Source organism: Candidatus Methanoperedens sp. (genome assembly GCA_027460535.1).
Lineage (GTDB): Archaea > Halobacteriota > Methanosarcinia > Methanosarcinales > Methanoperedenaceae > Methanoperedens.
Genome location: JAPZAR010000027.1, coordinates 132,277 through 152,239, shown reverse-complemented (window position 1 = coordinate 152,239; position 19,963 = coordinate 132,277). Strand labels below are relative to the sequence as shown.

Here is a 19,963-nt window from a genome sequence, read left to right as displayed (position 1 = left end):
TTGAATATAATAAATTATTAATTTGTTACCAGGTAGTTTATCAACAATGTTCACAACAAATCAACATTGTTATCATATTAGTTACCAATCTCATTGTATAAATTTAAGAAAAAATTATGTACTTGGCTTGTATGTTAGCCCTGTTTATGTTTCTAAAGTTCAAGAATGAGGTATCGTCGATTTTATCGATAGCTCTGGAGAAAGCAGGGTTTGAAACAGAAGATATAGCTTTAAGTGATTCGCCTCATGCAGACATTGCATCTTCCGTGGCATTCAAGCTGGCTCCAAAATACAGGCGAAGCCCAAAAGAGATAAGTGAAATAATTTATACGAATATCAAAATACCGCCGGATTCCTATGTCGACAGGGCGGAAATGAAAGGTCCGTATATCAATTTTTTTGTGAGCCGTCCCTTCCTCAATGAAACGGTTTTGAGCGTTCTGCTTGAACGGGAGGAGTTTGGAACTCTCAGTAACAGGGGAAAAATAATCCTCGAGCATACATCGGCAAACCCCGATGGCCCGCTGCACATAGGCCATATAAGGAACTCCGTGATAGGTGATACCCTTGCCCGGATATTGAAACGCGCGGGCTACGATGTTGAGACCCAGTATTACATAAACGATATGGGAAGGCAGATCGCGGTGGTGGTCTGGGGACTTTCGAACTTCAAATTCGATGATACCAAAAAGAAAGACCATGCCATAGCAGAGGTCTATATCAATGCTAACAAATCACTCGTTGATGAAAAAGAGCACTCGCCTGAAGTTGACATGTTAATGAAAAAGTATGAGACAGGCGACCATGAGATAATTGGAAAATTCAAGGATGCTATTGAAGCAGCAATGGAGGGAATAAAAGAATCACTACTTCGCATTAATATCCATCATGATAAATTCGTATGGGAATCCAGGTTCGTACGCTCTGGAGAGGTCAACAGGATGATAGAGCGCATCAAAGAGACAGGCCGGGCAGATATCAAGGACGGGGCTCTCATGGTTGACCTGAAAAATGAAGGGATCCAGAAATCCCTGGTGATACAGAGATCCGACGGGACCTCTCTCTATACCACACGCGACCTTACTTATCATGAATGGAAGGCATCCCATTGCGACAGGATGATCGACATTCTCGGGGCTGACCATAAGCTCATTTCCTCGCAGCTTAAAGCCGTCCTCGGTATCCTGGGTTTAACGCAACCGGAAATTGTTATCTTTGAGTTCGTGTCGCTGCCGGAAGGTTCGATGAGCACCCGGCGCGGCGTTTTCATCTCGGCGGATGAACTCCTAGACCAGGTTGAGAAAGCCGCGTATGAAGAAGTAAATAAAAAGCGCCCGGAGACCGATGAGGAATTCAAGAAAAAGGTGGCAGCTTTTGTGAGCATAGGTGCCGTAAGATACGATATTATCCGTGTCTCACCCGAAAAGGCAACCACTTTTGATTGGAAGGAAGCTCTGGACTTTGAAAAGCAGGGGGCGCCCTTTATCCAGTATGCCCATGCAAGGGCGTGCAGTATCCTGAAGAATGCACAGGCGGAAGGCATTACCTATGAGAATTACGACCCGAATATTCTCCTCGAGGAACAGGAGATCGCGCTCATTAAGAAACTGGCAAGTTTCGGGAGTATTATCGATAATTCAGCGCGTGAATTGAAACCAAATCTTGTTGCCATATACGCAAGAGAACTCGCGGATGCTTTCAATCAGTTCTACAGGTATATTCCAGTGTTGGGCGCCGAGCCAGAACTCAGAACTGCACGCCTGGCGCTTGTGGATTGTTCCCGTATCGTGCTTGCAAATGCTCTCGATACGCTCGGGATTACTGCGCCTGAGTCCATGTAGTTATGAATAGTGCTTTGAAGATGCACCTGCCATAAATGAGGTTTCGGTTCATGAGAATAATTTCGGTCATAGGCTATAAGAAATCCGGAAAAACCACACTTGTTGAACTGCTTGTAAAGGCTTTAAAAGAATATGGTTCTGTGGGAACAGTAAAACACATGCAGGAGCATAGCGTAAACACGCCGGACACGGATACATGGAAACATGCCCGGGCTGGCGCTGATGTGGTGATAGGTGTTACAGGGAGCGAACTTGTAAAATTCTCACATGACAATAATCTCGTATCAGCTATGGATGAGCTCGCCAATGAGGGAGTTGATTTTGGGGTAGTTGAAGGTTTTAAGGAAAGCACTTTATCTAAAATAGCTCTCGGCAGTGTGGTGGCCACTAATATTGTAAAGACTCTGGATAATTTAGAGAATGTGGATATCGGAGAAATTGTAAAAATTGTCCTGGATCAGCCTGAATATCATACCCTGGAATCACTCATCAAGAAAATAAGAGGATCAAAGGAAATAGAAAAAGCGGGAGCCATCGGGACATTCACAGGGATTGTGAGAACGCAGACAAAGGATGTGCGCACTGAATTTCTTGAATTTGAGGAATATGGAGGACTTGCCCGGCAAAAAATGGATCAGATATGCACCGAACTCAAACACAAAGAAGGTGTTGTGGATGTGCTCATGCATCACAGGACTGGCATTATCAAAGCGGGTGAGGATATTGTGTACGTTGTTGTGGCAGCAGAGCACAGGGAACAACTTTTCCCAGTGCTGCGTGAAGCCGTTGAACGGCTGAAGGCAGAAGTCCCTATCTGGAAAAAAGAACATACGCTAACGGGTGAGTGGTGGGTGCATGATGATTCCGGGCAGGGTTAGTGTGCGTGCGATGGGATTTGAGCGAATGCCTGCGCAACAGGATGATATTTATATTTAAGAAATTGTATTAAATTTAACTCAAAATTTTAAAATAAGCAAGATACTTACATTACAAACCATAATTTTTGGTCCAGGCTATGTGAAGTTAAATATAAGCACTTGATTTTTGCTTGTAATTATTTTAAAAAAGTTTACATGATTAATATTTGCATGCATGATTTTAAATATATGAAAAATATATCCTTTATCTAAGGGATCGAATTCATAGGAGATGAGACCAATGTATCCACTCATACTTGAAAGGAATCTTTATTTGGACCCAATTCACAATACGGCATGCAAACGCCATTTTATTTGTGCAGCGGCCAAATGCCCAAAAGATGATGGAATTTTTGAACAGAATCCATGCTATATAGATAGGTCAACTCGCCATCAGCCGGACGTTGATGCATCAGATACTGATATTTGGTTTGAAAAAAGGAAAAAAATCGTTAGAGATAGCACAAATGACTCATGGACGGCTATTTTAGTGATTATCTTTATTTTTGCATTGTTTGCGTATTTGCTAAGTATATTTTATAAGTTTTATGTTCATCACTAGAGATCATGTGCCATAATTATCTGATAGGCCCTCCACATTGGTCAATACTGGTTGAAACAGAACCAATAGCATCAAATTCAATTCAGTCAAGAGTCAAGTGCTGGGAAATATCACCTATTTTGAGCCGCGAAGAACGGCATTATCCATATCTTAAGAGGAGATAATGATGTGGCCTCAGAATCCACAAAAAAAAGTGAAAAGCATTCTTAATAAAATCAAAGCAGGTCAGGCAAGTGAGATGGACATAGCATCTCTTGGGGCATCACTTGATGAGCAGCCGTCCGTTGTAGCAGAAACTGTAACTTTCCTCACCGGCTTAATTCAAAAGGAGGATGCAAAAGCCTGCAGTATGGCGATTCAGGCTTTAAATGTCGCGGCTGATAAGGATCTCGGGAAGGTAGCGGATTCCTTGGATATGATCGTGGGTTTCATTGATACAGCGGGAAGAAAGTTCCATGAAGATTGGATATTAAGTTCTCTCGAAATACTGTTCAAAATCTGTCAAAAGTATCCGGAGAAGATGAGCATTGCTATTTCTGAATTGTTTGTGTGCCTGGGAAATTCCAGCCCGAAGGTCAGAGAGAAGGCTTATTTCCCGCTGGCCATTCTGGTAGTTACTCAACCAGGTTTTTTTAGGGGCCGCTCCAAAGAACTGATTCGGGCTCTCAGTGGGCTCACAGTAGATGAACGGATTTATGCATGCAGGATAATAAAGAAAATCGCCGAGAAGGATTCAGGGATCGTTGAGGATGTCTCTTGCATTCTGGAAGACTTGCGTTTCAACAGTCCAGATGGCAATTTGCGCTCAGAGGCCGCGTATGCGGTAGAAAAGTTAAAAATTATCGAAACCGCATAAATGTGGAGCCATCTCAGACGATAAAATGTGTTTTCTCTGGACTGCATAAGTGTGCTACTTATCCTGGCATGACTGCCACGGATTGTAGATGTTCGTTGCTTTCTTTATGGCAAAGGTTACCTCAATTGAAAAATGATACCCAGAGAGAAAAATAAAATAGCACAACGTCCATTTTTCTATGCGCCCTTATGCAAAATAGATAGTTGATGCGAGAGATGGGATTTGAACCCACGAATGCCTGCGCAATTGGATCTTAAGTCCAACTCCTTTGGCCGCTTGGATACTCTCGCATATATCAGGGCAAATTATCATCTGATCATATAAGCGAATCGTCATATTTCCGAAATTTTTTAGATTTTCCTCTCTAAAACATTCATCATCCTGTACCTTTGGCTGCTCGGTTACCCCAAATGGAGGTCACTTTAAATATCCTTTTGGTTACTTTAAACTAACGTTCGACATTCTTATGTACAATTCACTTCAATTATAGTCCATGCACCCGGCCTTTGTCACGTTTTCTCGCAATGTCTTTATCCCTCTCACCAATATCTGCAGGAATGACTGCGGTTACTGCGGGTTCAGGCGGGATATCGGAGATCCCGAAGCAAAACTCCTCTCACCCGCGGAAGTAAAGGATATACTTTCAAGAGGATTACATGCGGGCTGCTCTGAAGCGCTTTTCACTTTTGGCGAGAAACCGGAGGAGATTAATGGATTTCTGGAATTGCTGGAAGGTTTCGGATATAGCACGATCCTGGATTATCTTGAAGAGCTTTGCAGGCTTTCGATCAGGATCGGCCTATTGCCACACAGTAATCCCGGGATACTTGAAAGCCGGGAGCTTGAAAAACTGAAACCTTACAACGCAAGCATGGGGCTCATGCTTGAGACAGTGGGAGATGTCAGTGCACATCGCGGATGTTCAGGAAAATATCCTTCGGCGCGCATAAAGACCATCGAATGCGCAGGAAAACTCGGCATTCCTTTTACAACAGGGATCCTCGTGGGCATAGGCGAAACACACGATGACAGGGCACGTTCGATCCACATTATAAGAGAACTTCATGAAAAATACGGACATATCCAGGAAGTCATAATCCAGAATTTTATACCTAAACCCGGGACAAGAATGGCTTCATGTTCCTCTCCAAGCGTCAAAGAAATGATGGAAACCGTTTCTCTGGCCCGGCGGATTCTTCCTGAGGATATCGCCGTGCAGGTATCTCCCAACCTGATTCCCCCGAAGGACCTGATAGGATGCGGTGCTTCCGACCTTGGTGGTATCTCTCCTGAAACCATCGATCATATTAACCCCGAATGTCCATGGCCTGATATAGGGGAACTGCAAACAAGCCTCGGAGTTCCACTTCGCGAACGCTTGCCTATTTATCCGCAATACGTGAAAAAAAAGTGGTACAGTGAGGAAATTGCGCCATTGATTCAAAGTCTTTCTGATGCAGAAGGATTTCGGAAAACATATTAATGAGTATTGCGTTAATACTTCAAACCTCAGGTGGTACAATACAGAAATTACGATACTATCAGGACGATATTCAGGGGCGTATCGAGGCAGGAAAATGCACTCCGGATGATGCCCTGGCTCTTTACAAGGATACTTCGTTCCTGCTTTCATGTGCTGATACGTTGCGCAGGAAGGCAGTGGGGGACTCGGTCACATATGTTATCAACAGGAACATAAATTTTACGAACAGGTGCATCGGAACATGCAGGTTCTGCGCATTTAAGAAGCCGGATGGTTATATCCTGTCAATACCCGAGATTCTTGAAAAAACAAGAGAAGCCGTGCAGATCAATGCCACAGAAATATGCATCCAGGGAGGGCTTCTTCCTGACTGGGACATTTTTAATTACTGCGAGATCCTCGAGAGCATAAAGGAAGAATTCCCGCAATTGCATATCCATGCATATTCGCCCATGGAAGTGTTCCATGCAGCGAGGAACAGTAATATCAGTGTGAAAGAAGCGCTCTCGCGCCTGAAAAGGGCGGGGCTCGGCTCCATGCCTGGCACGGCCGCCGAGATACTTGTTGACAGGGTGAGGGAAGAAATATGTCCTGAAAAGCTCACCACGCATGAATGGATCGATGTTGTAAGGAGCGCGCACAGGCAGGGGATTCCAACAACATCAACGATCATGTACGGGCACATCGAGACTTTGCAGGAGAGAATTGAACATATCTTCATAATTCGAGAAATACAGAAAAAAACAGGAGGCTTTACAGAATTTGTGCCTCTTCCTTTTTTGCCGAATAACAACAGACTTGGCGGTAGCACGAATGTCCCCAGGGGAATTGAGGATTTAAAACTCCATGCGCTTGCAAGGGTGCTCCTTTATCCGCATATCAAGAACATCCAGACGAGCTGGGTGAAGCTTGGCAAGAAAATGGCTCAAGCTGCACTTGATTGCGGTGCCAACGATCTTGGGGGAACATTGATGGAAGAAAATATATCCAGGAGCGCAGGTGCTACTAACGGGGAATACATGACACCTGAAGAGTTTGGTCGATTGATTAGGGAGATCAAGCGTGTTCCACAGCAACGAGATACGTTATACAGATTGCCGATACCTGACAATTAGTAATTAATAATCTTATCATAAATGCGGGTATCGATAAGGCTATAATCATGCAGGCCCAGTTATAATTAGGCTTTTATAAGCCTAAAAGGTGGTACCATGAATGAAGAATCTGGGGAAATGAAACAGCTTTTTGTATATGAGCACGATGCAAGCCGGTTAGAGCTTTTTATCAGAATCCTTTACTGGATTGCGATAGGAATTGTATTAGCGGTGTACGGGATCATCGCCGAAATATGTATGATCATCCAGTGGTTCGGCATATTGATACTGGGTCGCAGGAACGAGGGATTGAGCAACTTCATTAAGGGATATCTTGAATATAAGGTCCACGTTCTGGGCTATATCTATTTCATGACAGACAAGCGTCCGGGGGTAATGCCAAAAACAGTGAAAATATTTGAAAAATAATCGGTGAGAACTTATTATTCAGGGATCATTAAGGTCGAATTGCAGGGCTTGATCCCTGTTCTACTTTATCTTCAGACCCTTTACAAGGATCCCTTCCTCCACGATCTCTCCAACGATCTTTCCGCCCAACATCTCGGAAGCTTTTTTAGCTTCATTGTGCGGCAATACGACCACGAAACCCATTCCCATGTTAAAGGTCTTGTACATCTCAACATCCTCTACATTCCCTTCTTCCTGAAGGAACCTGAAGATTGCCTGGGGCTCTAACGGGTCGCTGATATCGAACCCGTATCTGGTTATGCGGTGGAGTTTCATAAGGCCGCTGCCTGTTATGTGGGCAAGGCCATGAATATCGAGCTTGCCTGCCGCCTCAAGTATTTCCATATAGATCCTTGTGGGAATGAGCAGTTCTTCTCCGATTGTGGTATCTCTATTATAAGGGAATGGATTTGAATAGGAGTAGCCGGCCTGCTTTATGATCTTTCTCACCAGGGAATATCCATTGCTGTGAACCCCACTTGAAGGAATGCCGATAACTGCATCCCCGGGTTCTATGCGTTCACCTATGATTATCCGGTCTTTTTTCACCATCCCAAGGCACGTTCCCGCAAGATCAAAACCCTTTATGATATCGGGAAGAGTGGCGGTTTCCCCCCCAACGATGGTCATCCTTGATATCTCGGCGCCTTTTGCAAGCCCTTCCCCGATCTGCTTCATTATCTCATCATCGGGTTCACTTATGGCTATATAGTCAACGAACGCAAGCGGCTCGATACCCATTGCCAGGAGGTCGTTCACGTTCATGGCAATGCAGTCGATCCCCACTGTGTTCCATTTCTTCATCTCATTCGCGATGAGGACTTTTGAGCCCACGCCATCGGTGGTGAGCGCGAGCGCATATTCCCCGAAATCAATAAGGCCTGCATAATGCCCGACCTCCGTTAAAGGGGCGCCCAGACCTTTGCGTTTATAAGTAAGCTGTCTTGCCAGGGCGGCTATAGCTTTATTTTCCCTCTCGATATCAACGCCGGATTTTGCATAGGTCAGAGCCATGCATCACTCAATAAAAGTGATTGCATAAAGATTTTATGATAGGAAAGAGCAGGCGTGGATAGGAAGTGGAGTGACATAAAACAGCTTAATGCCTGCTCACCATAATAATGAGCATAATAGAATATAAAGTTTTTGGTAATCGTTGGATAGAACACAAAAAACTATTTCATTCCAAAACAACTACAGGAACGCAATGCTTACCAAACGTATCATCCCTTGCCTTGATGTGACACTTGATAAAAAAGGCGGATGTGTTGTCAAAGGGATAGAGTTCGTGAATTTAAAAGAGGCGGGAGACCCTGTCCAGCTTGCAAAGAAATATAACGAGCAGGGGGCGGATGAGCTTGTCTTCCTGGATATTACAGCGTCCCATGAGCGCAGGGGAACGATGATCGATGTGATAGAGAGAACGGCAGATGAGGTATTTATCCCCTTAACGGTAGGAGGCGGAATAAGCAGGTCAGACGCTATACGGAGCATCCTCAGGGCTGGGGCGGATAAGGTCTCGGTTAACACGGCTGCTGTGAAGTCCCCTGATTTCGTGAAAGAATCAGCGGAAATATTCGGCTCCCAATGTATCGTAACCGCGATTGACTGCAGGCGCAATACCGATCTCAGGGACAACCGGGATAAAACAATTATCGAACTTGAAGATGGAACAAAAGCATGGTACGAGGTCGTCATCTACGGGGGCAGGACGCCTACCGGCCTTGATACCGTGCAGTGGGCGCAGAAAGTGGAAAAACTCGGTTCTGGCGAGATACTTCTTACAAGCATGGACAGGGACGGCACGAAGGATGGGTATGATCTTCCTATTACAAGAACGCTCTCCGAGACTCTTGATATTCCCATAATAGCCTCAGGAGGCGCGGGGAATCTCGAGCATATGTACGAGGCATTCACCGAAGGAAAAGCGGATGCTGCGCTTGCGGCGAGCATTTTTCATTTCGAAGAGTACACGATTGGCGAGGCAAAGGAGTATCTAAAGAGAAAGGGTGTGGCAGTGCGGGTGTGAGAATATATTTTAGAACATCCATGTTCTTTTTAAACCCGGGATGTTATCAAAATCCGTATCCTCTGAAAAGATGGTCTCTGCGCCTGCAATAAAAGCCGTTGCTGCATGTATGGAATCTCTCGGTAGAAGCTGGTATTCCCTGATAAGTTCAAGAGATTTCCATATCACACCATCATTAACATCGATAAACCTCATATTTGGCATGGTTAAGAAGGCTTCAAGGTTTTTAATGGCAACGCCAGAGCCTTTGACTTTATTCACCTTATAAAAAACCTCATCGAACGTGAGAAAAGAAGTACATGCAGGCATCTCCTCATTCTGCATACGTTCCAGTAACCCTCTTGCCCACTCTCCAATTTCTGTTTCATCCAGCATTGCGTAGATAATCAGATTTGAATCAAAATAATTCAATTTATCCTCTCTTCCAGTTCCTCTTCATACGCTTCATGAGGATGGAACTTGAGTTTACCCATGCCTTTTGCGCTTTCTCTGAAGATGGCTATTGCGTCCTGTGGAGGTTTTTCTATCTCCAATTTTTTATTGACTAACCTGAACAGCACCTTTGATCCTGGATAGATGTTCAGAGCGTGCCTGATTTCCTGAGGAATTACTACCTGCCCTTTGGGACCTACTTTCATTATGGCTTCCATTTTGATTAGCTCCAATGTTTATGTCTGGTATAACTTGTATTTATACTTAATCGGGAGAGGGGATGTATGGTTGTATTGAAATGGCTGACCAGATGTCGCTAGATTTATTTGAAGAGTTAAAGGATGTTAGAAGCGCTAAAATTGTAAAGGAGAATATCGAAAGCTTAAAATCTATGTAATCATTCTCCCCACCACTTCCTCCATCGTCACCAGCTCCTGCTCGCCAGTCTTCATATCCTTGAGCGCCACCTTCCCTGCATCAAGCTCGTTCTTCCCAACAATCACCACATGGCTTGCGCCTATGGTGTTGGCATAGGAAATCTGATCCTTGAACTTGCGCCCCATCACGTCCAGATATGTCGAGACATGCTCTCTCAGATTCTTTGCGATAACAATTGCCTCCTTTCGCGTGTCATCAAACGATACGACCACTATTCGTTTTATTTCTGCGGGCTTAGCTTCACAAATCTCCATGATCCTGTCAAATCCGATGGCGTAACCTGTAGAAGGTGTGTCCTCCCCCCCGAACAACTGTGCAAGGCGGTACGAACCTCCCCCGCAAACCTGGTTCTGTGCGCCGAGTCCCTCGCAGTATATCTCAAATACCATACCTGTATAATAGTCAAGACCCCTTGCAATACCGAGATCCACCTGATATTCAAGATCGTAGATGTCCAGAAGATCAAGGAGCTCTTCGAACTGCGAAACAGCTTCTATATCGCCCACAAGCTGCCGCGCTTCAGGCACTGCATTGATCCCGCGAAGCCCTATGAGGCGGAATAGCTTCCCGCGCACGTCATCAGGAGCATTTATCTCATCAAGGAATTCCTCAAGACCTTTGTCGTCTTTTTTATCTACTAGCCTCATTATCTTGCTCTGAAGTTCGGGCAGCGTATCTTTCAGCAAAGCCCTGATTATGCCGAGATGCCCTACGTGCAGGTCTCCTTTTACACCTGCGCTTTTTAACATTTCTACAGCCAGCCCGATGACCTCAGCATCTGACTCCGGACGTGAACTGCCTATGATCTCCACGCCGAACTGGAAAAACTCGCGGAAGCGCCCTTTCTGGGGGCGCTCATACCTGAAACAGTTATCAAAATAATAGAATTTCAGGGGCTTTGGCGACCTCTGGAGTTCTTCTACGTACATCCTTACCACGGGCGCAGTGAGTTCCGGGCGCAGTGCGATCTCGCGGTCCCCTTTATCCCTGAAGTTGTAAATCTCGCCCAGTATGCCTTCCCCGGACTTTATGGTGAAAAGCTCGATATGCTCAAAAGTGGGCGTCTTAATTTCCCCGTATCCCCACCTCTCTGCAACCTCACGCAGTTTGTTCTCGACATACCTTCGCCTTGCCATCTCTGTGGGGAGAAAATCACGTGTGCCGCGGGGTCTCTGGATTTCCATTCAAATACTTCCTTTCGCCCGATAAAGGCTTAATCCCTTAAAATCCTTATGTTTTTTTTGCTATCAGTCAAAACGACGAAATCTTTATACCTTAGTAATATAAATTATATAATGTAAGAAAAACTTACATATGAAATAAGTAATTAAAGGTGAAATATATGAACATGAAAACAATTGCGGCGGTAGCAGCAATCATTATCGTGCTGGGAGCAGGCTATGTGGTCGCAAGACCTTCCTATGGCGGGTTCCGTAATGGCATGATGGCCGGCTATGGAAATGTAGCCGGGTATGGAATGATGGGCTCTGGATACGGAAATGGTTATACGGGTGGGATGATGGACGGCGGAATGATGGGATCCGGCGCTGGGGATGGAAAAGGTATGATGGGCGGCTACGGAAATGCGTCTGGAATGATGGGCTCTGGATATGGAAATGGTTATACGGGTGGGATGATGGGCGGCGGAATGATGGGATATGGTGCAAGCTATGGTAATGGCAGCTATGGCTGCGGCGGTTATGCCGGGGTGAATTCAACATCCATAACCATCGAAGATGCGAAAAAAGCAGTGGAACAACATCTTACCGCCTCGGGCAATATTGATCTTAAACTTTCAGAAGTCATGGAATTTGAGAACAATTTCTATGCGGGTGTAAAGGAGAAAAGCACGGATAAATATGCCTTTGAGCTTCTGGTCAATAAATATACGGGCGCAGTTATGCCGGAAATGGGTCCCAACATGATGTGGAACACTAAATACGGGCACATGGGCTGGAATACGCAGGCACAGGCAAATGTGACAGAAAAGCAGGCGCTGGTTCTCGCCCAGAGCTACCTCGACAGGGCGCTGCCAGGAACAAAAGTTAGCGATGCGGATGCTTTTTATGGCTACTACACGATTGAAGTGACGAAAGACGGCAAGATCTACGGAATGCTGAGTGTCAACAGTTACACTGGTGCAGTTTGGTATCACACATGGCACGGAGGTTTTTTAAGAATACTGGAGGTTGAGTAAACTTCCAGTCTTTTTATAGAAGGCTAAAAGATAGATCCCTTTTATTTTAAATATTTTCAGATTCTTTTAGTTAATTGGTGAACCATTGGATAAAAAAGCTCTTTCAGAAATATTAAATGCGCTCGGGAACGAGGTGAGCCTTTCCATTATGGCTGTTCTTGCGGAGGATGAATGCTATGTCTCAGAACTTGCCAAGGAAGTGGGAGTATCACGTCCACTTCTATACCTGCACCTAAAAAAACTTGAAAACGCAGGTCTTGTGGAGAGCGAAATAAGACATTTTGAAGAGCCGCCTTATACAAAGAAATTTTACAAAGCAAAGAATTTTGAATTAATACTGTCATTAAGTATGATTAAGGAGTTAACAAAGTAGGAGGAAAAATATGCAGATGATGCCATGGCTGTCGGATTCAAGCACGCAATGGTCGGTATATGCACTGATAATTGTGGTAGCAATTCTTGGCCTGATATCCATTTACTTAAGTTATATGATCCTGTCGGAGCTGAAAGAGATGAAAACAGTCTTCGAGAGGGTAGAAAAACTTCTTAAATCTGTTGAATAAGATGCATGATCCTCAATCCTGCCCAGAAAGAACTGATAAAAAAGCAGTTGGATAAACTGACCGGAGATGTTGAGCTCATAGTTTTCACTCAGGAGCTGGAGTGCCAGTTCTGCAAGGAAGCGCGCGATATAGTGCTTGAACTGGGGACTTTATCACCAAGGATAAAAACAAAAGTTTATGATTTCGTATTAAATGGCGATGAAGACCTCAAATACAACATAAAAAATATCCCGGCCATCGCAATTGTGGGAAAAAGAGATTACCACATCAGGTATTACGGTGTTCCCGCGGGTTATGAGTTTCCTGTTATAATTGAGGATATATTGGATGCATCTAGAGGCAGCACATCCTTACCCGACAATATAAAGAAAAGGCTGGCCGAGATTCAAAAACCAGTCCATATACAGGTGTTTGTTTCACCAACATGCCCTTATTGCCCGAGAGCGGCGAGGATCGCGCACCAATTCGCCATTGAAAATGAATTCATTCGTTCCGATGTGATCGAGATGACGGAATTCCCGTATCTTGCCCAGAGATACAGCGTGATGAGCGTTCCGACCATTGTGATAAATGAGGACACGTCGTTCATGGGCGCGCAGCCTCCCGAGATTTTCATTGAGCAGATAGGCATGGCGCTTCGCCAGAGCTACAACCCCATGTACTCTTAAAGCTGCACTGCTTTTCTTGCCTGAATAATGAACTCGTCGGCGAAAAGGTTCTTCCAGAGCACTGCAAGCCTGTACCATAAGAAATTCAATCTCTCTTTAAAAAGATAGATACTCGGTGTAACATCCAGCCAGATAAGAATGTATCCTGCGTCACTTGCAAGCTTTTTTGCAGAGTTGAGATCATAAAAACGCAGATGGCTTTTCTCAAAAACACCGCTTTCCGCATACTCAAATTTCCCAAAAAAAATGGTCATTCTCGAATGCCAGTTGACGATGTTCGGGACAGAATATATCAGGAAACCTTTGTCAGAAAGAAATTTCTTAAGTCTGGACAGTACTTCAGCGGGTTCCCTCATATGTTCAAGGACATTTCCAAGGATGATGTAATCGAAAAATCCAGTTTCAAATGGGAGATCGGTATTCTCAACATCAATATTGTGTATCTCCACGCATTTATTTCCCGCAATTACTGCCATTACCGGATCTTTCTCGACGCAATAAACCATGCATTTTTTCTTAAGTGTCAGAAGATTCGCAAGCCTGCCGGATTCGCAGCCAATTTCCAGCACTCTTGATCCTGGCGTTATCCGCGAGAACATTTTATTACGCGAAGTGCAGGTATCGATATACATCACATTACTTTACCTTCTTTGATTCGCACGGATTTAAAATGAGGTCCTTTCCAGTAAACCATTTTTTCGATGCTGATCTGAACTATCACATCATTCTCTCCCAGAGGTCGATTCTCTATTACAGCCTGGTATTTGCTCTTGAATTCCAGGTAAATATCACGGTAAAGCTGAAGCGTCTCTTCAGGCAGGAAATAGATGGGCCCTCTCTCCGTAATCTCCGCTTTGCCTTGTGCCATGACCCCTTCATTGTTGAATGGATTTATCGGATCTCGAATATCTACGGTTATGCTGATATTGGGGTTTTCGGAAATGTTCCCCACCTTTTTTGATTTCTCATTGGTGATGAAAAATATTTTCATGGAATGTTCAACAAATACGAAAAATACCGGGGTAAGATGCGGCTGATCAAGGCTATCGCTTGTGCATAAATAGCCGAAATAATTACCATATAATATGTTCAGCATTTCATCAGGTATTCTCATATCACACCGGAACACTGATCTGTTTTGCGCCTCTCCAGTAAATGATCTTAACCGGTTTTACCTCTACAAGTATTCTTGCGATAATAGGGGTCAACTGCCAGGCTTTTGGCAATTCTGAAGTCGAATATTTTCTTGTGTATTCAGGATATTTTTTTATGAAAAGGTGGACAGCCCCAAGCATCTGGATGAATTTCAGAGGAATATCAAGCAAGCCGTAGATTTTTACCTCGCCTGTGAATAATACGGCTTTGTTCTCGTAGATGTTGCTCATATCCCTTTTATCTATTAAGAAAGCCACCTTATTGTTTTCGCGCATTGTTTTCAATTTTTTTGCCTCTTTTGAGGTGTTAAAAAAAATTTTCTGCCCGTCAAAAATATAAACCACAGGAGTGACATGCGGGACGCCTTTGAGAGAGGTTCCAACATAAGCGAAACTGGACTCTTTTACGAGATTGTATATATCAGGAGGAAGCCAGGGCACCTTTGAGATTATGTAGGCTGAAATAACAGATATAAGAGTGACAAAGACCATGAAAACAACTATTATCGTTACGAGAAAATTGTCAGTTTGCAGAACAGGTAATAGCAGAAGTGATATCATTCCAAAGAGCACATTATTCGTATCGAGTTTTCGAAGGGAGCGCAGTTCGGTATATGGCGTATGCTCAAGTTCAGTCCTTTTTTCTGCAAGCCTTTTGAGCCGGACGGATCGCCAGAGCGCAAGTATGGAAGTCCATATGCCGAGCCCCATCCTGTAACAGATGTCCCAGATGAGAAGGCTCACGAACAGAAGCAATATGAGATTCGGGTTTTTTCCCAGCCAGTATTCCAATAAGTGCGATCCAAAATATATTAGATAAACCATGAATGGAATGAAAATGGCAAGTCCGGGGATGGCTTCGTAATGGTTCCGATGGAAAAGAATTCCTTTGTACCTCTCAAGCAGCTCATTTTCATCCCTGCTCAGTGGCGCCCTGAATTTTCGAAGAGTTGGGCCAAGTTGGAGGATAAGCCGGCTCCATAACACCGCCACAAGTATTGCCAGAGAACCATAAAAGAGAGCGATAGGCTCCAGATTGAAAATGAACCCAAGCATAAGCCCGAGGACCAGAAGGAAGAGCAACTGGAGAAGTATGCTGTATTGATACGAAAGCAGGGAAAATGGAGGGATCCTTCCCACGATCTCTTCATAGATCCATTTCATCTCTTTTTTCTCTTCATTATCCATACATGTGATTCATGTTAGGCAATGATAATAAACTTCTCTGATTAAATCGCTATCAGAGAACAAATCGATAGAGTTATTTATGAACAATGATATTACGAGACAGGTGAATGATTTGAAAAATATTAAGTTAATTTCATTAATTCTTATAATCTTATTTTCCTCTGTCCTTGGATGTGTTAATGCGCCTGTCCGTACTCCGACCCCAACAGAAACTCCAACAGCGACCCTGACCGTATTGCCCACGATTATGCCAACCATTCCCATTCCTACGCCGACCCCAACAATTGCCAGAGTTTCGGTTTTTTATTATTCCGACGTTGATAACTATTATGGTTTTCCCAGGATAGTTAGCAATTCTTCAAGGCCGGTCAAGTATGATGTTTATAATAGAACAATTACCATTAATTCAGGAGATTCCATAATATGGATAAATGATGCCACCAGTCCTGAAGAAAAGCTAACCATTGTGAATGAGGAGGGCTTATGGACAAACAATACAAGAGCGATATTAAGATGGAATCGTGCCCAGTTTAACTACACGTTCAGTCAACCAGGAACATACGGCGTTTATATCAAGGAATATCCGCGTTTCCAACACCTGAAAATCATAGTGACACCATAAAATTAAATAGTCACGATGAATCATTAAGATTAAATCGGAAACTTTAAGTCTATTGGGTAGGAAGGCGTCTTCCGTGCAAATGGTTTTAGTATCGAATAAATGTGAACAGACATACAACTGCTGTGCCCGCAGTTACGCAAAGATAGGAGGCGGTTCTATACACAAAGAAGAGTTGATTCAGCTACACACACTGATGGTGCAGATGAAAAAGTTTTTTGAGGAAAAAGGAGAGGGAGAGTTTTCCCAATACCGGTCTCTTCAAATAAGCCCCATACATGTGCATCGCAGTAAAGCCGAACACAAACATGCAATCTTCGTGCTTGGTAAGGAGATTGCGTCCATAATGTCCCATGATGAATTCTCCGGAGCCGGGAGGACTTCAGTGCGAATGCATGAACTTGCAAGCCGCGCCATGGAAGAATTTGCCAAATAGAAAAACGTTTTATTTTCTTTTCTTCTGCTCGAAACATTTCGAAGCATATATCAGGTAATACATAAAAAACAAAGATTTGTTTGATGAACCTTTTTGAAAGGGATGAATATCTTGGTTTCATCAAAGTGAGGGATATAAAATGGAACTTAATGGAATAGAAATAGAAGATACATTCGCGGAAGCGTTTCCGATAAAGATAGCAAGAATTTTGATCACAGGTGCAACCAAGAGATGGGCTCTTGTTGCGGCGCAGGAAGCAACAGGTTTTGGGACTTCAGTAATAATGTGCCCGGCCGAGGCCGGCGTCGAGAAAGTCGTAAACGGCAATGAAACGCCGGATGGAAGGCCTGGAGCATATATCCAGATATGTACGTTCGGCTTCAAAGCCCTCGAAGAGCAGCTTTTGAAGAGGCTGGGCCAGTGCGTCCTGACCGCGCCAACCGCAGCAATGTGGAACGGTTTACCCAACGCTGAAAAACAGTTCGATACTGGTTTCAAGCTCAAGTTCTTCGGGGATGGCTTTGAATCAGAGACCAATATTGGAGGAAGGAAAGCATATAAGATACCTATGATGCAGGGCGATTTCATTGCAGAGCACAGCATCGGCGCGCAGGAAGGCATTGCAGGCGGGAATTTCTTCATAATGGCCGATAACCAGATGGCTGCCCTTGCAGCGGCCGAGAATGCCGTGGATGCGATAGCCCAGCAGGATGGCACGATAACCCCTTTCCCCGGCGGAATAGTGGCGAGCGGCTCAAAAGTGGGCTTCACGAACTACAAGTTCATGAAAGCCACCACGAACGAGAAATTCAGCCCTTCGCTCAAGGCAAAAATTAAGGATACGAAGGTGCCCGCAAATGTAAATGCCATTTATGAGATCGTTATCAATGGCCTGAGCGTTGACGACATCAGCAGATCCATGAAAGCCGGAATAGCCGCTGCAGTGAAGATCCCTGGTGTCAAAAAGATAAGCGCAGGGAACTATGGCGGCACCCTCGGCCCATACAAGTTCAATCTCAAGGATATGGTTTAGAATAAAAGAGGAATTAGACCTCCCTTTCGATTTTTTTAATATGCATACCATCGAGGATATCTCTATTAATTATGACGTTCTTGGAGAGAATTCCAGGATAGCGAGCAAAACTCGCAATGATCTTTCAAGGCATGGAATTACAGCTTTTAACATAATGGGCGCAATCGGTTCTGGAAAGACATTATTGATAGAGAAAACGATCGAGCGGCTTGGCAGCGAATACAGGATAGGCGCCATCGCAGGCGATGTGATAGCAAGAATTGATGCTGCACGATTTGAAAAGTATGGGATTCCGACAATCGGGCTGAACACAGGGAAAGAATGCCACCTCGATGCGCATCTGGTCGAGCATGGGCTTGAAAGTCTGCCGCTTGACTCTATTGACCTCCTTTTCATAGAGAACGTGGGGAATCTCATCTGCCCCACCGACTATGAACTTGGTGAGCATAAACGGGTAGTAATTGTGAGCGTTAGCGAAGGCGACGACATCGTGGAAAAGCATCCCCTGATCTTCAGTGCCGCAGCCTTAATTATAGTGAATAAAATCGATATTGCTGAAGCTGTAAATGCTGATGCAGACAAAATGGTGAGGGATGCCCGTACCATCAATCCGCGCATTGATGTGCTGAAAATGAGCCTTAAGACGGGGGAAGGATTTTCGGAGTGGATTGGTTTTGTCAGGAAAAGTATAATTGAAATGAAGGATAATTAATCGTGGGGTGTTATTTTGAAAGACATCATTGAAATGATCAAAACACGACGCAGTGTTCGTGAATTTAAGCAAGACCAGATCCCGGATGATGAGATCAAATTCCTCATCGATTGTGCCAGGTATGCGCCAACCGGTTTCAATACGCAGCCATGGAGCTTTCTTGTGATAAAAAATAAAGATGCAATGAGAAAGATATCGGAAAGCGGGAAGAAATCCATGATCCCTCTGCTTGAGCCAATGAAAGATAGTTCTCAAAAGGCAAGAGATTTCCTCGTCTTTCTTAAAACAAAAGGCACGGATATGTTCTATAATGCACCTGTCCTTGTGATTATTCTCGGCAACAAGAGCGCACCGACCGTTGATTTCGATTGTTCAATGGCAGCCCAGAATATGATGCTTGCCGCCCATTCAAAAGGGATCGGGAGCTGCTGGATCGGAGGTGTTCTCCCTGCCCTGATGAATGAAGAATTGCTGAAGGAACTGGGCGCCCCGGACGGCTATAAAGCTATTGCACCTCTGATATTCGGTTATCCAAAAAGCAAAACTTCCATGCCCGAAAAAATAGAACCAAAAGTGGTCTGGTTAAAATAGAGATTCAGAAAGTTTTCTTTTTAGCTCGTTCACGTACTCATGGGCAAGTCTTGCAGGCTCCGGGAGCTTATGCCCGTGAAGGCATGCCTTCGCTATCGAAAGTGAGCTTTCAAGCGAAACCCTGTGACCGGGTGCCACGATGATTGGCTTGGTCTTCTCTCTGGATTTTAACACCCATCCGACTATCTTGCCTTCATGGACAAGAGGCGACGCCTCTCCTTCTTGCGAGGGCTCAACCCCTTTCCCGCAGAGAATCTTTTTGGTAATGCCGATTGTTGGTACGTTTAGCGCGACTCCTATGTGTGTGGCAATACCTGCGAAGCGTGGGTGATTTATCCCGGCGCCGTCCACCATCAGAATGTCGGGAGGATTTTTCAATTTTCTAAAAGCGCTAACAATTGCTGGCCCTTCGCGGAAGCTCAGGAATGTTGGGATGTAGGGATAGCTCACTGTTTCGACAGAATGAACACTCCCGACAACATCAAGCGAACCATAATCCAGGACAACTATCCCTGAGATGATTTTATCTTTCACAAATGCCTGGTCCACGCCCGCGATAAGTCGAAGATCGCCGACATCATCTTTGATTTTCGCTTTCCTGGCTACAATCCTTTGTGCAGCAAGAAGGGATTCTCTCGAAGTATCGGATGGAAAGTATTCAGATAAGATATTCATTTAGACA

24 protein-coding genes and 1 tRNA gene are annotated in these 19,963 nt (G+C 44.4%); 16 read left to right on the top strand and 9 right to left on the bottom strand.

Annotated features, from left to right (window positions below; genetic code table 11):
- Positions 1–146: 146 nt before the first annotated feature.
- The 3 genes from argS to O8C65_12130 all read left to right on the top strand — a co-directional run bounded on the left by argS (position 147) and on the right by O8C65_12130 (position 4,176).
- Positions 147–1,841 (top strand): arginine--tRNA ligase, encoded by a 1,695-nt coding sequence (gene argS, locus O8C65_12140; protein MCZ7357674.1) that lies wholly within the window; start codon positions 147–149, stop codon positions 1,839–1,841.
- A 50-nt stretch (positions 1,842–1,891) separates the two neighbouring features.
- On the top strand, positions 1,892–2,719 hold the full coding sequence (locus O8C65_12135; GenBank protein MCZ7357673.1) for a molybdopterin synthase: 828 nt from the start codon (positions 1,892–1,894) through the stop codon (positions 2,717–2,719).
- Between the two features lie 764 nt (positions 2,720–3,483).
- Entirely contained in the window at positions 3,484–4,176 is a 693-nt protein-coding gene (locus O8C65_12130) for a hypothetical protein (GenBank protein ID MCZ7357672.1), read from the top strand.
- 207 nt (positions 4,177–4,383) lie between these two features.
- Here the strand turns inward: O8C65_12130 and O8C65_12125 are convergent.
- Positions 4,384–4,466, bottom strand: a tRNA-Leu gene (locus tag O8C65_12125).
- 203 nt (positions 4,467–4,669) lie between these two features.
- Here O8C65_12125 and cofG point away from each other — a divergent pair.
- The 3 genes from cofG to O8C65_12110 all read left to right on the top strand — a co-directional run bounded on the left by cofG (position 4,670) and on the right by O8C65_12110 (position 7,182).
- Positions 4,670–5,659, top strand: a complete 990-nt coding sequence (gene cofG / locus O8C65_12120; GenBank protein MCZ7357671.1) for a 7,8-didemethyl-8-hydroxy-5-deazariboflavin synthase subunit CofG — start codon at positions 4,670–4,672, stop codon at positions 5,657–5,659.
- Entirely contained in the window at positions 5,659–6,774 is a 1,116-nt protein-coding gene (gene cofH, locus O8C65_12115; GenBank protein MCZ7357670.1) for a 5-amino-6-(D-ribitylamino)uracil--L-tyrosine 4-hydroxyphenyl transferase CofH, read from the top strand. Before cofG ends, cofH begins: the two co-directional genes overlap by 1 nt.
- A 96-nt stretch (positions 6,775–6,870) precedes the next feature.
- On the top strand, positions 6,871–7,182 hold the full coding sequence (locus O8C65_12110; protein ID MCZ7357669.1) for a DUF4389 domain-containing protein: 312 nt from the start codon (positions 6,871–6,873) through the stop codon (positions 7,180–7,182).
- Positions 7,183–7,242: 60 nt separating this feature from the next.
- Here O8C65_12110 and purM read toward each other — a convergent pair whose 3' ends face one another.
- Positions 7,243–8,235 (bottom strand): phosphoribosylformylglycinamidine cyclo-ligase, encoded by a 993-nt coding sequence (gene purM, locus O8C65_12105; protein ID MCZ7357668.1) that lies wholly within the window; start codon positions 8,233–8,235, stop codon positions 7,243–7,245.
- Positions 8,236–8,428: 193 nt separating this feature from the next.
- Between purM and hisF the strand changes: the two genes are divergently transcribed.
- The gene (gene hisF / locus O8C65_12100) at positions 8,429–9,250 is read left to right on the top strand and encodes an imidazole glycerol phosphate synthase subunit HisF (protein ID MCZ7357667.1); all 822 of its coding nucleotides are present in this window, start codon (positions 8,429–8,431) and stop codon (positions 9,248–9,250) included.
- Between the two features lie 9 nt (positions 9,251–9,259).
- Here the strand turns inward: hisF and O8C65_12095 are convergent, their stop codons facing one another.
- From O8C65_12095 to hisS, 3 genes are all read right to left on the bottom strand, one after another.
- Positions 9,260–9,661 (bottom strand): type II toxin-antitoxin system VapC family toxin, encoded by a 402-nt coding sequence (locus O8C65_12095; protein ID MCZ7357666.1) that lies wholly within the window; start codon positions 9,659–9,661, stop codon positions 9,260–9,262.
- Positions 9,658–9,915: an AbrB/MazE/SpoVT family DNA-binding domain-containing protein gene (locus O8C65_12090; GenBank protein MCZ7357665.1), complete on the bottom strand. Its 258-nt coding sequence runs from the start codon at positions 9,913–9,915 to the stop codon at positions 9,658–9,660. Before O8C65_12090 ends, O8C65_12095 begins: the two co-directional genes overlap by 4 nt.
- Before the next feature lie 156 nt (positions 9,916–10,071).
- Positions 10,072–11,304: a histidine--tRNA ligase gene (gene hisS, locus O8C65_12085; protein ID MCZ7357664.1), complete on the bottom strand. Its 1,233-nt coding sequence runs from the start codon at positions 11,302–11,304 to the stop codon at positions 10,072–10,074.
- Between the two features lie 158 nt (positions 11,305–11,462).
- Here hisS and O8C65_12080 point away from each other — a divergent pair, with 158 nt between their 5' ends.
- The 4 genes from O8C65_12080 to O8C65_12065 all read left to right on the top strand — a co-directional run bounded on the left by O8C65_12080 (position 11,463) and on the right by O8C65_12065 (position 13,548).
- Positions 11,463–12,317, top strand: a complete 855-nt coding sequence (locus O8C65_12080; GenBank protein ID MCZ7357663.1) for a hypothetical protein — start codon at positions 11,463–11,465, stop codon at positions 12,315–12,317.
- A gap of 85 nt (positions 12,318–12,402) precedes the next feature.
- A complete protein-coding gene (locus O8C65_12075; GenBank protein ID MCZ7357662.1) occupies positions 12,403–12,690 on the top strand; it encodes a winged helix-turn-helix domain-containing protein in 288 nt (95 codons plus the stop codon).
- A gap of 10 nt (positions 12,691–12,700) precedes the next feature.
- Positions 12,701–12,880, top strand: coding sequence for a hypothetical protein (locus O8C65_12070; protein ID MCZ7357661.1), 180 nt, complete (start codon positions 12,701–12,703; stop codon positions 12,878–12,880).
- A gap of 5 nt (positions 12,881–12,885) precedes the next feature.
- Positions 12,886–13,548 carry a thioredoxin family protein gene (locus O8C65_12065; GenBank protein ID MCZ7357660.1) on the top strand — a complete coding sequence of 221 codons (663 nt, stop codon included), beginning with the start codon at positions 12,886–12,888 and terminating at the stop codon, positions 13,546–13,548.
- Here the strand turns inward: O8C65_12065 and O8C65_12060 are convergent.
- The 3 genes from O8C65_12060 to O8C65_12050 are packed head-to-tail and all read right to left on the bottom strand — an operon-like array spanning position 13,545 to position 15,890.
- Positions 13,545–14,147 (bottom strand): class I SAM-dependent methyltransferase, encoded by a 603-nt coding sequence (locus tag O8C65_12060; GenBank protein ID MCZ7357659.1) that lies wholly within the window; start codon positions 14,145–14,147, stop codon positions 13,545–13,547. The genes O8C65_12065 and O8C65_12060 overlap by 4 nt on opposite strands.
- A 32-nt stretch (positions 14,148–14,179) precedes the next feature.
- Positions 14,180–14,662, bottom strand: a complete 483-nt coding sequence (locus O8C65_12055; GenBank protein ID MCZ7357658.1) for a pyridoxamine 5'-phosphate oxidase family protein — start codon at positions 14,660–14,662, stop codon at positions 14,180–14,182.
- A gap of 1 nt (position 14,663) precedes the next feature.
- Positions 14,664–15,890, bottom strand: a complete 1,227-nt coding sequence (locus tag O8C65_12050; GenBank protein MCZ7357657.1) for a pyridoxamine 5'-phosphate oxidase family protein — start codon at positions 15,888–15,890, stop codon at positions 14,664–14,666.
- A 79-nt stretch (positions 15,891–15,969) separates the two neighbouring features.
- Between O8C65_12050 and O8C65_12045 the strand changes: the two genes are divergently transcribed.
- From O8C65_12045 to O8C65_12025, 5 genes are all read left to right on the top strand, one after another.
- Positions 15,970–16,512, top strand: coding sequence for a hypothetical protein (locus O8C65_12045; GenBank protein ID MCZ7357656.1), 543 nt, complete (start codon positions 15,970–15,972; stop codon positions 16,510–16,512).
- 157 nt (positions 16,513–16,669) lie between these two features.
- On the top strand, positions 16,670–16,945 hold the full coding sequence (locus O8C65_12040) for a UPF0058 family protein (GenBank protein ID MCZ7357655.1): 276 nt from the start codon (positions 16,670–16,672) through the stop codon (positions 16,943–16,945).
- A gap of 139 nt (positions 16,946–17,084) precedes the next feature.
- Positions 17,085–17,978 carry a formylmethanofuran--tetrahydromethanopterin N-formyltransferase gene (fhcD, locus tag O8C65_12035; protein MCZ7357654.1) on the top strand — a complete coding sequence of 298 codons (894 nt, stop codon included), beginning with the start codon at positions 17,085–17,087 and terminating at the stop codon, positions 17,976–17,978.
- Positions 17,929–18,690, top strand: a complete 762-nt coding sequence (gene hypB, locus O8C65_12030) for a hydrogenase nickel incorporation protein HypB (GenBank protein ID MCZ7357653.1) — start codon at positions 17,929–17,931, stop codon at positions 18,688–18,690. The genes fhcD and hypB overlap by 50 nt, the downstream gene beginning before the upstream one ends.
- Before the next feature lie 15 nt (positions 18,691–18,705).
- On the top strand, positions 18,706–19,281 hold the full coding sequence (locus tag O8C65_12025) for a nitroreductase family protein (protein ID MCZ7357652.1): 576 nt from the start codon (positions 18,706–18,708) through the stop codon (positions 19,279–19,281).
- Here the strand turns inward: O8C65_12025 and O8C65_12020 are convergent.
- Entirely contained in the window at positions 19,273–19,956 is a 684-nt protein-coding gene (locus tag O8C65_12020; GenBank protein ID MCZ7357651.1) for an endonuclease V, read from the bottom strand. The genes O8C65_12025 and O8C65_12020 overlap by 9 nt on opposite strands.
- Between the last annotated feature and the right edge of the window lie 7 nt (positions 19,957–19,963).

Excerpts from the sequence above, each read along its gene's own strand:
- argS (MCZ7357674.1), top strand. The coding sequence starts at position 147 with ATGTTTCTAAAGTTCAAGAATGAGGTATCGTCGATTTTATCGATAGCT.
- O8C65_12135 (MCZ7357673.1), top strand. The coding sequence starts at position 1,892 with ATGAGAATAATTTCGGTCATAGGCTATAAGAAATCCGGAAAAACCACA.
- O8C65_12130 (MCZ7357672.1), top strand. The coding sequence starts at position 3,484 with ATGATGTGGCCTCAGAATCCACAAAAAAAAGTGAAAAGCATTCTTAAT.
- cofG (MCZ7357671.1), top strand. The coding sequence starts at position 4,670 with ATGCACCCGGCCTTTGTCACGTTTTCTCGCAATGTCTTTATCCCTCTC.
- cofH (MCZ7357670.1), top strand. The coding sequence starts at position 5,659 with ATGAGTATTGCGTTAATACTTCAAACCTCAGGTGGTACAATACAGAAA.
- O8C65_12110 (MCZ7357669.1), top strand. The coding sequence starts at position 6,871 with ATGAATGAAGAATCTGGGGAAATGAAACAGCTTTTTGTATATGAGCAC.
- purM (MCZ7357668.1), bottom strand. The coding sequence starts at position 8,235 with ATGGCTCTGACCTATGCAAAATCCGGCGTTGATATCGAGAGGGAAAAT.
- hisF (MCZ7357667.1), top strand. The coding sequence starts at position 8,429 with ATGCTTACCAAACGTATCATCCCTTGCCTTGATGTGACACTTGATAAA.
- hisS (MCZ7357664.1), bottom strand. The coding sequence starts at position 11,304 with ATGGAAATCCAGAGACCCCGCGGCACACGTGATTTTCTCCCCACAGAG.
- O8C65_12080 (MCZ7357663.1), top strand. The coding sequence starts at position 11,463 with ATGAACATGAAAACAATTGCGGCGGTAGCAGCAATCATTATCGTGCTG.
- O8C65_12070 (MCZ7357661.1), top strand. The coding sequence starts at position 12,701 with ATGCAGATGATGCCATGGCTGTCGGATTCAAGCACGCAATGGTCGGTA.
- O8C65_12065 (MCZ7357660.1), top strand. The coding sequence starts at position 12,886 with ATGATCCTCAATCCTGCCCAGAAAGAACTGATAAAAAAGCAGTTGGAT.
- O8C65_12060 (MCZ7357659.1), bottom strand. The coding sequence starts at position 14,147 with ATGTTCTCGCGGATAACGCCAGGATCAAGAGTGCTGGAAATTGGCTGC.
- O8C65_12055 (MCZ7357658.1), bottom strand. The coding sequence starts at position 14,662 with ATGAGAATACCTGATGAAATGCTGAACATATTATATGGTAATTATTTC.
- O8C65_12050 (MCZ7357657.1), bottom strand. The coding sequence starts at position 15,890 with ATGGATAATGAAGAGAAAAAAGAGATGAAATGGATCTATGAAGAGATC.
- O8C65_12045 (MCZ7357656.1), top strand. The coding sequence starts at position 15,970 with ATGAACAATGATATTACGAGACAGGTGAATGATTTGAAAAATATTAAG.
- fhcD (MCZ7357654.1), top strand. The coding sequence starts at position 17,085 with ATGGAACTTAATGGAATAGAAATAGAAGATACATTCGCGGAAGCGTTT.
- hypB (MCZ7357653.1), top strand. The coding sequence starts at position 17,929 with ATGGCGGCACCCTCGGCCCATACAAGTTCAATCTCAAGGATATGGTTT.
- O8C65_12020 (MCZ7357651.1), bottom strand. The coding sequence starts at position 19,956 with ATGAATATCTTATCTGAATACTTTCCATCCGATACTTCGAGAGAATCC.